The organism is Mycobacterium basiliense (assembly GCF_900292015.1).
Taxonomy (GTDB): Bacteria; Actinomycetota; Actinomycetes; order Mycobacteriales; family Mycobacteriaceae; genus Mycobacterium; species Mycobacterium basiliense.
In genome coordinates this window covers 1015799-1028214 of the sequence record NZ_LR130759.1, presented here as the reverse complement: position 1 = coordinate 1028214, position 12416 = coordinate 1015799, and the positions used below count along the sequence as shown (strand labels likewise).

Genomic DNA, 12416 nt, shown 5'->3' with positions numbered 1-12416 from the left:
GTGCTTGTCAGAAATCGCCGGCGGTGCGCCGTAACGTTTCGATCGACGACACCAACGCTTCGGATTCGTCCGCCGACATCCCGATGTCGGCAAACACCTGTTCGTTGAGCGTGACGGTAGCGTCCTCCACCGTGGAGCGACCCAATTCGGTGATCTGCACCAGGGTGGTCCGGCCGTCGGTGGGGTGCGGAACTCGCCGCACCAGCCCGTCGGCTTCTAGCCGGCGGATCGCGTGGGTGACGCTGGTGACGTGCACCTGTAGTCGGTCGGAGGCTTTGGTGATGGGCAACCCTCCGGTACGGCTGAAGGCCAGCAACCGAAGCAGTTCGAAGCGGGAGAAACTCAGGTCGTAAGGACGTAGCGCCGCCTCGACGCGGGCCAGCAGAATCTGATGGGCGCGCATCACCGATGTCACCGCGACCATGCCCGGCGCGACCTCACCCCAACCGCCGCGTTCCCAGTTGGCCCGCGCCGCAGCGATGGGGTCGCGCTTCTTGTCCGGGGTCACACTCTTTCTTACCGCACAAACGTCAGCATTCGGATACGACCACCGACTTTCCCACGGTGGACAGCACCGCCTGGGTCGACGCGCGGCGACCCACGGTGATGCGCGCGCCGACGTCCTCATAGAGGCGGACCTGCATAACCGTATCGGCCAACTCGTCGCGCCACTGCCGACCCCTCGACGGCAGGTATAGAAAGTTTGCGTGCGAGTCGGCAACGATGGTGACCGGACCACAAGCGTGGCGCAGCGCCCGCGCGATGGGGTGCGGATCGCCGATGGGTCGCAGGTTCGGCGTTGCTGACCGACGACCTGGAATATCCACAAGTCCTTGCTGAATGTCTTTGGGCAGCAACAACACCGCGGGACCACCGGCGTGCGCGGCGGCGATGGCGCGCGGCAGCGCGGTGACGATGCTCGCCGGCGTGAGCACCCGCTCGCAGCTCAGCGACACCGCCGAAAACACCGCTTCGGCATCCAATGCCGAGTTGCGGCCGCTGGTGTCCTGAAAGCTGCCCAGGCCGTTCATTGTCGTGGCGGGTTGACCGACCAGGGCCAACACCGGAACGCGGCCTTGCCAGCGCCTCGCCGAGGCCCGCGACGATGTTCAGTGCGCCGCCCCCGGAGGTCGCCGCCACCACTCCTAGCCCCAAGCCTGCCCCGGCCCCGCTGCGGCTATAGCCGTCAGCCATCGTGGTGGCGGAGAACCCGTGTTTGGCCAGCACCGCGGTGATCGACGGCTGAAAGTGCGCGGCGTCGTAGAGATCTTCGATGTTGGCGCCGTCCACACCAAAGATGTGGTCGACTCCAACTGCCGCGAGGTAGTCGACAATGTCGTCGTACCACCCGGTGTTTCCTGGGCATGCCAGTAACACGACCCGCGGCGAACTTCCGTTCACCGCGGGTGGCGACTTCAGAAAGAACGCTCCAGCAGAACCTGCCCGGTGTCGGCCGAAACCACCTGCACGGAGGCGATCTGGTCAACCGGTGTAGAAATGCTACCGGCAGGTGTTGCGGTGTGACCGGGCTCGGCCACCCACGTCGCGAGCCGGGTCTGACTGCCATCGCGACCCACTACCACCATCGCCAGCGTGTCATGGTGGGCATCCGGCGGAGCCAGGCAGACACACTGCAGATTGATGAAAGTCCCCCAATGCATCCCGCTGACCGACACCGTCGATGCCAACAGGTGCGTCCCGACCTGCGCCATCGGCTGCGCGGACGCGGTAGCCGGCGACGGAGCTGAGGAATGACTCTGCACCCCAACCAGCACACCGATTCCCAGAATCAATGCGGCCGCAGACGAGGCCACCCAGGTTGCCACGCGGGCACGGCGACGGCGCCACCGCACGGTCGCCAGCAACGACGGCAGTAATTGCGGCGACATCTGCTGTGCCGTCGACGCTGTGCCCGCTCCCGGGCCAGACTGACCAATCGCGGCAACGTCTTGGAGATTGAGCTGGGAAAGCAGGGCGGGCACACCCGAGAGTTCGGCGACGGCGGCGCGGCACTGCGAGCAGTCGGCCATGTGCGCCTCGAATTCATGGCGGTCGGCCGCCGACAGTGAACCGAGCACGTAGGCGGCATCCCACGTGGAATAGTGGTGGTCACCCGTAGACAAGTGAGGTACCTCGAAGTCACCGGGCGGACCGAGTCCCCCAAGCGGTGTCCTCATGTCATTCATCTCCCGTCGTCCTCAAGTATTCGTAGCCGCTAGTAGCGCGGATGGTTCTGCAGAAAAGCTCCGCCGAATGAGCACCGCCGTCATCGTGTGACTCCAAGTTCCTGCAGAGTGAGCCGCAATGCCCGCACCGCATAGTGTAAGCGCGACTTCACTGTTCCTTCGGCGATGTCCAAATCCTGAGCTATCTGTGCGGTGGACCAGCCGCGGTAATAGGAACGCTCGATCACGCTACGATGCTCGGCGGATAATTGGGCCATCGCTTCGGTGATCAACAGCCGGTCCAGCGCGGCGTTCACATCGTCCGGCGCGGATTGCTCCGGCGCTCCTTCGGCATCGGTCGAGCCGACGACATAGCGGTACCGCGCGCTGCGCCGGTCGTCGATGATCATGTTGCGAGCGACGGTGAACAGCCACGCGCGTGCTGATCGCCCGCTATCGCCAACGACCTCCGGATGCTGCCAGGCACGCAGCAGCGTCTCCTGGACGATGTCGTCGGCATAACTCGCGTCGCCGGTTAGACGCAGGGCATAGCGCCACAGTATGGCGGCATGCTCGTCGTAGAGCGCCTGCATCAATGCGGCTTCAGCAGCCCCGCCGCCGGCGATAGCAGCCACTGCATCACCTCCCGCTCCTGAACACGAGTCGAGTAGGCGTTTGGTTCAGCCGGTTAACCGAGGGTTAGGATTCGCGGTCCGTTCTCGGTTACCGCCACGGTATGTTCCCAGTGTGCCGCACGCGATCCGTCGGCGGTGATGACCGTCCACTTGTCGCCCAGAACCGTCGTCTTGCTGGTCCCCAGCGTCAGCATCGGTTCGATGGCCAGCACCGAACCGACGGCCAACGCCGGCCCGTGTCCCGGAGCGCCCTCGTTGGGCAGGAACGGATCCATGTGCATCTGGCGGCCGATCCCGTGGCCTCCGTACCCTTCCACGATCCCGAATGAGCGTTGGTAACGGATCTCTGCGGCACGGGTACCCGTTTCGATGGCATGCGCGACGTCGGTCAACCGATTGCCAACCACCATGGCGGCAATGCCCGCCTCCAGCGACGCCTTGGTCGCTCCCGACAGCGCCTCGTCAGCTGGGGTCAGGGCTGCGACCCCGAAGGTTATCGCCGCGTCGCCGTGCCAACCGTCCAGAATCGCGCCACAGTCGATGGAGACCAGGTCAGCCGGCGCCAGGATCTCAGCGGCGGACGGGATCCCGTGAACCACCCGGTCGTTGACCGAAGCGCAGATCGATGCCGGGTAACCGTGGTAGCCCAGGAACGACGGGGTAGCGCCGGCGTCACGGATCACCGACTCGGCGATCTCATCCAGACTCAGGCTGGACACCCCGGCAACCGCGGCCGAGCGGACCGCCTTGAGCGCGGCCGCCACGACCGCCCCCGCAGCGGCCATCGCATCGAGCTCGCCGGGGGTGCGTTGGGGCACGACTCGACGGGTGCGCAGCCGCGCCAAGGCGCGCATCGTTACTTCCCCAGCGCCTGCAACGCGCGCGCGAAAACCTCGTCCAGGGTGCCGATGGCGTCGACGGTCTTCAGCTCACTGCTGTAGTACTCGAGCAGCGGCGCGGTCTCATCGCGGTAGACCTTCATCCGGTTGAGGATGACCTCGTCGGTGTCATCGGCGCGACCCCGGCCCTTGAGCCGCTGCAACAACTCCTCCTGCGATACCCGGAACTCCAGAACCGCGTCGATGTCGGTCCCCCGGTGTTGCAGCATCTTGTGCAGCGCCTTGGCCTGTTCGACCGAGCGCGGATACCCATCCAGGATGAAACCGGCGGCCGTGTCCGCCTGATTCAGCCGATCGTCGACGAGTTGGTTGGTCAGATCGGACGGCACCAAGTCACCGGCGTCCAGGTAGCGCTTGGCTTGGACCCCGAGCGGGGTGCCTTCCTCGATGTTTCGCCGAAACAGTTCCCCAGTGGAGATCTGCGGGATCCCCAGCTTTTCGGCCAGCTTCTGGGCTTGCGTCCCCTTGCCCGCCCCTGGCGGTCCTAGCAAAACGACTCTCACTTGAGGAATCCTTCGTAGTTGCGCTGCATGAGCTGACTCTCGATCTGTTTGACCGTATCCAAACCGACCCCGATCATGATCAGGACCGCCGTACCCCCGAAGGGTAGGTTCTGGACCCCTCCGCTGTTGCCGATCTGGAGGAACAGATTGGGCAACACCGCGATCACGCCAAGGTAGATCGAACCCGGCAGGGTAATCCGGCTCAGCACATAGCGCAGATAGTCGGCAGTCGGCCGGCCAGGGCGGATTCCGGGAATGAAGCCGCCGAACTTCTTCATCTCGTCGGCACGTTCGTCGGGGTTGAACGTGATCGACACATAGAAATAGGTGAAGAAGATGATCAGCCCGAAGTAGATAGCGATATAGCCGAGATTGCTCGGGTCGGACAGGTAAGTGCCGACAAACTTGTCCCACCAGCTGTGTCCGACACCGCCACTACCACTGCGGACCAGCTGGGTGATCAGATGCGGAATATAGATCAGCGAAGACGCGAAGATCACCGGGATAACACCGGCCTGGTTGACCTTGAGCGGCAAGTAGGTCGAGGTTCCGCCATACATGCGCCGGCCCACCATACGTTTGGCGTATTGCACCGGGATCCGGCGCTGGCCCTGCTCGACGAACACCACGCCGACAATGATGATCAGGGTCGCCAAACAGACCGCCGCAAAGATGGCGCCGCCGCGGCTTTCCAGGATCTGATGTCCTTCGGCCGGGATGCGGGCGGCGATACCGACGAAGATCAGCAGCGACATGCCGTTGCCGATACCGCGTTCGGTGATCAGTTCGCCCATCCACATCACCAGCGCGGCGCCGGCCGTCATCACCAACACGATGACCACCAGGGTGAAGATGCTCTGGTCGGCGATGATGTCCAGCGAGCAGCCCTGCAGCAACCCCCCATTGGCCGCCAACGCCACGATGCTGGTGGCCTGCAGAACGGCCAGAGCGATCGCCAGGTAACGCGTGTACTGCGTCATCTTCGCCTGGCCGGCTTGCCCCTCTTTGCGCAGTTCTTCGAACCGCGGAATGACCACGGTCAACAGCTGCACGATGATGCTCGCGGTGATATAGGGCATCACGCCCACCGCGAACACGGTGAGCTTCAACAGCGCGCCACCGGAGAACAGGTTGATCAACGAGTAGATCTGTCCGGCTTCACCGCTGCTAGCTTCTTTGATGCACTGCTGGACGTTGGGGAAGTCGACGCCGGGCGATGGCAGTGCGGCACCCAATCGGTAGAGCACGACAATGCCCAGCGTAAAGAAGATCTTCCGCCTCAGGTCGACTGTACGCAGCGATGAGATGAAAGCCGAAAGCACTCTTCCTCCTGCGCAGCCGAACTCTGGTCCGCGTCATGCCAACCGGGCTTGGTCTGTCCGGCATCTGCTAGTACTGCGTTCACGCGCCCAACACCCGCAGGCCAGGACGTACGGTCCGACTCATTACAGCGCGTCAAACCGTGTACGAGACTAACAGCTGGCCTGGGCAGGTCCTTTGCGGGTCGCCATGGTGGCGCGGCGACGCATCGTTTAGGCGTACAGTTTCGATAGATCTTTATTTCGACTAAATATCAAGCTGGGGGTGTCGTAATGACGCAGATGGGCAGCGCGCGCTTCGACGGTGACAGTTGGGATCTGGCGTCCAGCGTCGGCTTGACGGCCACCATGGTCGCGGCGGCACGCGCAGTCGCCGCGCGCGACCCCGAAGGAGCCGGCGCCGTGGCCACCGACCCTTTCGCCGAGCCGCTGGTGCGTGCGGTGGGTGTCGACTTCTTCACCCGGATGGCCACCGGCGAGCTGGATGCCGCTGATCTCGATGAAGAAACCGCCAACGGCACGCGCCATTTCGGCGCCGCGATGGCCATCCGTACCCGATTCTTCGATGATTTCTTCCTCGGCGCGACAAAGTCCGGCATCCGGCAAGCAGTCATCTTGGCTTCCGGGCTGGACTCCCGCGCATACCGGCTGTCCTGGCCACCGGGCACCACGCTGTTCGAAGTCGATCAACCCCAGGTGATCGCGTTCAAGACCGCGACGTTGTCGCGGCTAGGCGCCCAACCCACCGCAGATCGGCGCACAGTGGCGGTCGATTTGCGCGATGACTGGCCGGCGGCGCTGCACAAGGCTGGCTTCGACCCCTCGGCACCGACCGCCTGGATCGCCGAGGGGCTGCTGGGTTACCTGCCGGCCGACGCCCAGGACCGGCTGCTCGATCAGATCACCACACAAAGCGCGCCAGGTAGTCGGTTCGCCACCGAGGGCCTACTCGACGTCAACGACATTAACGAAGCAGAACTACGGCGCCGCATGCAACGTCAGAACGAGCGATGGAATCGGCATGGCTTCAATCTCGACATGGCGGCCCTCATCTATTTCGACGACCGCACCGACGCGGGAACCTATCTGGGTGCCCGTGGCTGGCAGATCGCCAGCGTCAGCAACGCAGAACTGTTCGCCCACCACGGCCTGCAGCCGCTCGACGGCGACGATGCACCGTTCGGCGAGGTCGTCTATCTCACCGCAGAAAAGGCCGGCGATGACACGCACTGATCAAGACAGCTGGGATCTGGCGTCCAGCGTCGGCGCCACCGCCACCATGGTCGCCGCAGCCCGCGCAGTGGCCACCGAGGAGGCCAACCCGATCATCGACGACACCTTCGCCGCGGCGCTGGTGCGGGCGGTCGGTCTCGACTTTTTCACCCGCCTGGTCGATGGCAAAAGGCCACTCTCGCAGGCGCCCGACCGCGGTGCGGACCACGAACGCAACTTGCAGCTCATGACCGATTCAATCGCGGTACGGACCCGTTTCTTCGACGATTTTTTCCTCGACGCCACCCGCGCCGGTGTTCGCCAGTCGGTCATTTTGGCCGCCGGACTCGACACGCGGGCCTACCGGTTGCCCTGGCCCAGCGGCAGCACGGTCTATGAAGTCGATCAGCCCGAGGTTGTCGAATTCAAAAACACCACGATGGCGGCTTTGGGCGCCATCCCGGCGGCCCAGCGGCGAACCGTCAGCATCGATCTGCGCGACGACTGGCCTGCCGCCTTGCGACACAGCGGATTTGACGACACACAACCGACCGCCTGGAGCGCCGAAGGATTGCTGATGTACCTTCCGCCCGCCGCCCAGGATCGGCTCTTTGACAACATCACCGCGCTAAGCGCACCGGGAAGCCAGCTGGCCACCGAATTCCATCCCGATTCCGAATGGACCTTGACCCAACGCGCCCAGGAGTTCAACGATCGTTGGGCCAGACTGGGTTGTGACATCGACCTGTCGGGCCTGTTCTACGACGGCGAGCGCAGCAACGTGGTCGACTATCTGACCGCTCACCGCTGGCAGGTTTCCACGCGGCCACGCCGGGAGTTATTCGCCGATTACGGTCGCGTGTTCCCCGACGACGAGATGCCCCAGCTGCGGAACATGACCGCCGTCACCGCTACGTTCGAAAACCGCGGCTAGGCCGCGGCTCCGCCGCCCCACCACTACGCGGGATGGGCAGCGGGCGCCCGGGCCACCATGGGAACGGCGGGGAATGCCCAGGCCATCTCCGACCGCGACTTGCGCAGCGCTGCGGTGCCGTAGCCCTTCTTGCGGTGCGCGGGGTGTATCCAAATTCGGACGTCTACCTCTCCGTGGACCAGCTCGCCGAACACCATGCCGACCTTCTCCCCGGCGTCCATGGCGACAAACCATGCGGCCTCTTCGTCTTTGACGCGGGCCAGTGCCGACCTGATCTCGTCGTCGAGGTTGCCTGCGGGACCGCCGGAGCCGTCCCCGGCACCCATTTCCTCGGTCCGCGTGGCGAAGATGTCCCGGTCGTCCTCGGCGGAGAAGGGCCGCAGCTCCAGGCTCTCACCGGAGCTGGCCGGGCGTTCTTTCAGCGTGAAGCTCAGCTGCTTGTTCAGGTCGTCGAGCTCGGCGATGATCCTGGTGCGCGCGTCCTGGGTGAGTTGGTCGAACGACATACTCATGACCGCTTCGGCAGCCAAGTGGGAGGTGCCCAGCAACGTCACGATTGCTTCGACCGCGGCGGCCTTGTTCTCGGCCTCGACTATGGCGTCGGCGACCTCATGCCGACGTTCGAGTGCGGCGAGCAGGGCATCTGCGATCTCGCGACGGGCTGCGGTTTGGTCGTGGTCTGTCATTGCATAAGCGTAGAACGCCACCCCGGGTATTGCGCCACCCTCATGCCAGTGCCGGTTGGGGAAAGATGTTTCGTCCCGCCCAGAAGGTCGAGGTTGCGCCCGGGCTCGGCCATCAACTTGCTTGCCGTGCAACGATTTAGCCGATCCGGCCCCGCTCAGGCCAGCCGCGATCCGCTGAGCTCGAGGAACCGGCGGTACCGGTCCGCGGTCGGGCGCACCCATTCCGGCCGCGGTTGCACGACGCGCTCGACCGAGGCCCAGCGGTCGGCGTCGGCGATCGACGATTCCAGCCCGGCCGCCATGCGGGCGAGGAAAGCCGCTCCCAGCGCCGCTCCCTCGGGAACCCGAGACACCTGCACCGGCCGACCGGTCGCCTCGGCGATGGCCCGCATCCAGGGCTCGACGCGGGTGCCACCACCGGATGCGACGATGCGCGCGACGGGCGCGCCGCTCAGCTCGAGCAGGTGCCGTACGACGAAGCCCGAAGCCTCGAAGGCCGCCCGCCGCAGCGATGCGGCGTCGTGCGTGAGATCCAGGCCGTCAAGCATCGCACGGCGATCCGGATTGTGGAACGGCGTGCGCTCCCCGCGTATGTAAGGCAACCAGACCGGTACCCGACGCGGATCGACCGTGTCCGGATCACCGGGTCCGAGAACCCGATCCACCCAGCCGAGAAACAGTCCGCCGGCGTTGCTGGCACCGCCGATCTGACTCTTACCGGGCGCCGTGTGAGGAATGGTCCACAAGCCGGGCACTTCCCGGGCTTGAGGGCTGGTGATCCACACGATCAGGGTGGTCCCACACAGCACCAGCACGTCACCGTTGCCGTCAGCGCCCGACACGATCTGCTCGCACAGCGCATCGATAGCGCCGGCGCCTAGGACCGCATCGCTGCCGCGCACCTGTCCGATGGCCGAGCCGAAGGTCTCCACCCGCGGCATTTGATCAACGCTGGCCCCGCAATCAGCACAGGCGCGCGGATTCCAGCCCGTCCCATCGAACAGGGGAAGGCTGGTGATGGCCGTGGCAAAGTCGATTACCGCTTCGCCGCCCAGCGCATAGTTGGCTACCGCCGGTGCCGGCCAATAGCCGGCCGCATCGGGAGCCTCCGCGGCCATCCAGCGCAGGAACTCGGCGGCTTCGCCCACCGCCGGCAGCGGCTGCTGGGCCGCACCGGGCACCCGTCCCCTGCCGTCGCCGTATAACAGTCCGGGCGTGCGGGGCCGGCCCGTGGAATCGACGGCGGTCACGGAGGGCACCATGGCCGATACGGCGACCGCTTTGACGTTAGGGCCCACCAGCTGGTCCAGGGCCGCCATCGGACCGCGCCGCCACGCCTCGTCGGCGTCGTGCTCGAACCGGTCCGGGGCGGGTACCCGTAGCTCGTGGGGAATCCGCACCCGCGCCGTCACCTTGCCGTCCCCGTCGGCCACCACCGCTTTGACCGCGGTAGTGCCCACGTCAATACCGATTGTGACGTCTTCGCGTGACACGGGCGCCACGGTACGCCAGCATTGACATACGTGACGTCTCGACCGCGAGCCCTGGTGACGGCCCCACTTCGTGGACCGGGGCTGGTGAAGCTCCGGCAACTGGCCGATGTGGTCTACGACCCATGGATCGGCGAACGCGACCAGGCCCCACTGCGCATCTACGGTGCCGAGCAGTTGGCCGCTCGGATAGTGACCGAACGAGCCGATATCGTTGTGGTGGAAGCAGACTCGGCCAGTGGGCCGGTATTCGAGCTGGGCTTGCGGGCCATCGCTGCCACCCGCGGGGATCCCAACAACGTCGACATCGCCGGCGCCACCGCGGCCGGGATTCCGGTCCTGAAGACCCCGGCCCGCAATGCCGATGCGGTCGCCGAGATGACGGTGGCACTGCTATTGGCCACCACCCGCCATCTGCTGGCCGCAGATTCAGATACCCGATCCGGCAATATATTTCGCGACGGGACCATCCCTTATCAGCGATTCCGCGGGTGGGAGATCGCGGGACTGACCGCCGGGCTGGTGGGTCTGGGAGCGGTTGGTCGAGCTACCCGGTGGCGCTTGTCCGGGCTGGGCCTACAGGTCGTCGCGTGCGATCCGTACTGCGAGGACGCGCAGCATACCCTGGACCAGCTGCTGGCTGAATCGGACGTCGTCTCCCTGCACGCGCCGGTCACCGACGACACGATCGGGATGATCGGCGCCAAGCAGTTCGCATCGATGCGCGACGGCGTCGTCTTCCTCAACACCGCCCGGGCCCAACTGCACGACACCGACGCACTGGTAGGGGCCTTGCGCAGGGGCAAGGTGGCGGCCGCCGGCCTGGACCACTTCGTCGGGGAATGGCTGCCGACCGATCACCCGCTGGCGACCACGCCCAACGTGGTGCTGACGCCCCACATCGGTGGGGCCACCTGGAACACTGAAGCCCGGCAGGCGCAGATGGTCGCCGACGACCTGGAGGCACTACTGCGCGGCGACCGGCCCGCTCACATCGTCAACCCGGAGGTGCTCGGCTCATGACATCCGCAACATCCGTCGCCAACCCCGAGGCCGCGGTGTTGGCGGCGGCCAAGGACATGCTGCGCCGGGGCCTGGTTGAGGGAACCGCGGGCAACATCTCCGCTCGGCGCTCCGACGGCAACCTGGTCATCACGCCTTCGTCGGTCGACTACGCGGATATGGAACTCAACGATCTGGTGCTGGTCGACCCCGACGGTACGGTGCTGCACGCCCAGGGCGGGCGCGCACCATCGACAGAAATGAAGCTGCACCTGGCCTGCTATCAGGCATTCGACGACATCGGCAGCGTCATCCACAGCCATCCGGTGTGGGCGACGATGTTCGCCATCGCGCACCAACCGATCCCGGCGTGCATCGACGAGTTCGCGGTCTATTGCGGCGGCGACGTTCGCTGTACCGAGTACGCCGCGTCCGGCACGCCCGACGTCGGCCGCAACGCGGTCAAAGCGCTCGAAGGCCGCGCCGCCGCGCTGATCGCCAACCACGGGCTGGTGGCGGTCGGGCCCCGTCCCGATAAGGTTCTGCACGTCACCGCCTTGGTTGAGCGTACTGCCCAAATCATCTGGGGTGCTAGGGCTCTCGGTGGACCGGTGCCTATACCCGAAGAAGTGAACCGCAACTTCGCCGGCGTGTATGCCTACGTGCGGGCCAACCCGATGTAGCTAGCCCGGGGTCGGGTCCGGCCGACCACGCCACCGACGCGGCGAGGTGCCGTGCGCCCGGCTGAAGAGCCTACTGAAGTACCCCGGATCCGGTATCCCAACCCGGCTGGCCACCGCGCGGATCGGAAGATCCGTCTTGGCCAACAGGTCTCGAGCCTCGGCCATGCGGCGTTCGATGATCCACTCCTGCACGGTCCGTCCGGTGCGGCGGCGCACCATCGTGGTCAGATGTCCCGGCGTCAGGCCCACTTCACGCGCCACGTCACGCAAAGACAATGGCTCACCGCGGCGCCGGTCGATCACCGCAAAGACTTGGGCCAGCAGCGGTTCGCTGCTGCGCTGCAGATCCCCCACGATGTCGCCAGCCAGCCGCGCCAACTCGATGAGCAGCAGCGTCAAGTGCGCCAACGCCGCTTGCCGATAACCCTCCTGCCGTGCCGACAGCTCAGTCTCGATCGACCGGATCACGTTATCCCACAACGCTCGTCGAGACCGAGGAACGTTGAGCCGCAGCATCCCACCGGCGCGTCCATGCAAGAACGGGAAGAGCAGCGGATGCGTTCGCCACGACGGCCACGGCGATCGCGCATCCTCGCCTAGAACCGCGGGATCGAAGAACACCGCAACCCCGTCTGAAATGGGATCGATTGTTTCCGGCTCGAGCACATCGCCGGCCGCCGCCACGTAGACCACGCCCGCCGTGCGGACGTACCACAGCGCCGGGAAATCGTGAATATGGCGACGACGTTCGATGAGCTCTTCACGGCCAGATCGGACTACGGATACCGGGGGAATATCCGGATCGGTGCGGTATTGGTAGACGGGAATGCCACTGCGGTGGCGGATGAGCCGGGCAGCGTGCGTCACCTCGCCAAAGATAGTCCTAGT

Annotated in this window: 13 protein-coding genes and 1 pseudogene; 4 read left to right on the top strand and 10 right to left on the bottom strand. The window is 65.5% G+C overall.

The genetic code is table 11. The annotated features are described in order from the left end of the window. Nucleotides 1-7: 7 nt before the first annotated feature. The 7 genes and pseudogenes from MB901379_RS04545 to secY form a co-directional block, all read right to left on the bottom strand. Nucleotides 8-508, bottom strand: a complete 501-nt coding sequence (locus MB901379_RS04545; protein WP_158015554.1) for a MarR family transcriptional regulator — start codon at nt 506-508, stop codon at nt 8-10. A gap of 208 nt (nt 509-716) precedes the next feature. Continuing rightward, nucleotides 717-1366, bottom strand: a pseudogene (locus tag MB901379_RS04540) (thiamine pyrophosphate-binding protein); the annotation flags it as partial. A gap of 49 nt (nt 1367-1415) precedes the next feature. Further along, nucleotides 1416-2177 (bottom strand): anti-sigma factor, encoded by a 762-nt coding sequence (locus tag MB901379_RS04535; RefSeq protein WP_158018939.1) that lies wholly within the window; start codon nt 2175-2177, stop codon nt 1416-1418. Nucleotides 2178-2266: 89 nt separating this feature from the next. After that, nucleotides 2267-2800: a sigma-70 family RNA polymerase sigma factor gene (locus MB901379_RS04530; protein ID WP_158015553.1), complete on the bottom strand. Its 534-nt coding sequence runs from the start codon at nt 2798-2800 to the stop codon at nt 2267-2269. A gap of 53 nt (nt 2801-2853) precedes the next feature. After that, nucleotides 2854-3654: a type I methionyl aminopeptidase gene (gene map / locus MB901379_RS04525; RefSeq protein WP_158015552.1), complete on the bottom strand. Its 801-nt coding sequence runs from the start codon at nt 3652-3654 to the stop codon at nt 2854-2856. 2 nt (nt 3655-3656) lie between these two features. Then, complete coding sequence (locus tag MB901379_RS04520) at nt 3657-4202, bottom strand: adenylate kinase (RefSeq protein ID WP_158015551.1); 546 nt, start codon at nt 4200-4202, stop codon at nt 3657-3659. After that, nucleotides 4199-5524 (bottom strand): preprotein translocase subunit SecY, encoded by a 1326-nt coding sequence (gene secY / locus MB901379_RS04515; protein ID WP_158015550.1) that lies wholly within the window; start codon nt 5522-5524, stop codon nt 4199-4201. Before secY ends, MB901379_RS04520 begins: the two co-directional genes overlap by 4 nt. A 279-nt stretch (nt 5525-5803) precedes the next feature. Here secY and MB901379_RS04510 point away from each other — a divergent pair, with 279 nt between their 5' ends. Together MB901379_RS04510 and MB901379_RS04505 are read left to right on the top strand one after the other, a co-directional pair. Continuing rightward, complete coding sequence (locus tag MB901379_RS04510; protein WP_158018938.1) at nt 5804-6754, top strand: class I SAM-dependent methyltransferase; 951 nt, start codon at nt 5804-5806, stop codon at nt 6752-6754. Beyond that, on the top strand, nt 6741-7667 hold the full coding sequence (locus tag MB901379_RS04505) for a class I SAM-dependent methyltransferase (RefSeq protein ID WP_158015549.1): 927 nt from the start codon (nt 6741-6743) through the stop codon (nt 7665-7667). Before MB901379_RS04510 ends, MB901379_RS04505 begins: the two co-directional genes overlap by 14 nt. 23 nt (nt 7668-7690) lie before the next feature. On the opposite strand, the gene MB901379_RS04500 is transcribed toward MB901379_RS04505, so the two are convergent. Both MB901379_RS04500 and MB901379_RS04495 read right to left on the bottom strand, forming a co-directional pair. Next, the gene (locus MB901379_RS04500; RefSeq protein ID WP_158015548.1) at nt 7691-8353 is read right to left on the bottom strand and encodes a GNAT family N-acetyltransferase; all 663 of its coding nucleotides are present in this window, start codon (nt 8351-8353) and stop codon (nt 7691-7693) included. Between the two features lie 155 nt (nt 8354-8508). Continuing rightward, nucleotides 8509-9846 (bottom strand): xylulokinase, encoded by a 1338-nt coding sequence (locus MB901379_RS04495; protein ID WP_158015547.1) that lies wholly within the window; start codon nt 9844-9846, stop codon nt 8509-8511. Nucleotides 9847-9876: 30 nt separating this feature from the next. Between MB901379_RS04495 and MB901379_RS04490 the strand changes: the two genes are divergently transcribed. Both MB901379_RS04490 and MB901379_RS04485 read left to right on the top strand, forming a co-directional pair. Continuing rightward, on the top strand, nt 9877-10866 hold the full coding sequence (locus MB901379_RS04490; RefSeq protein ID WP_158015546.1) for an NAD(P)-dependent oxidoreductase: 990 nt from the start codon (nt 9877-9879) through the stop codon (nt 10864-10866). Continuing rightward, entirely contained in the window at nt 10863-11528 is a 666-nt protein-coding gene (locus MB901379_RS04485; protein ID WP_158015545.1) for an L-fuculose-phosphate aldolase, read from the top strand. The genes MB901379_RS04490 and MB901379_RS04485 overlap by 4 nt, the downstream gene beginning before the upstream one ends. Here MB901379_RS04485 and MB901379_RS04480 read toward each other — a convergent pair whose 3' ends face one another. After that, complete coding sequence (locus MB901379_RS04480; protein ID WP_158015544.1) at nt 11529-12395, bottom strand: helix-turn-helix transcriptional regulator; 867 nt, start codon at nt 12393-12395, stop codon at nt 11529-11531. Nucleotides 12396-12416: the final 21 nt, after the last annotated feature.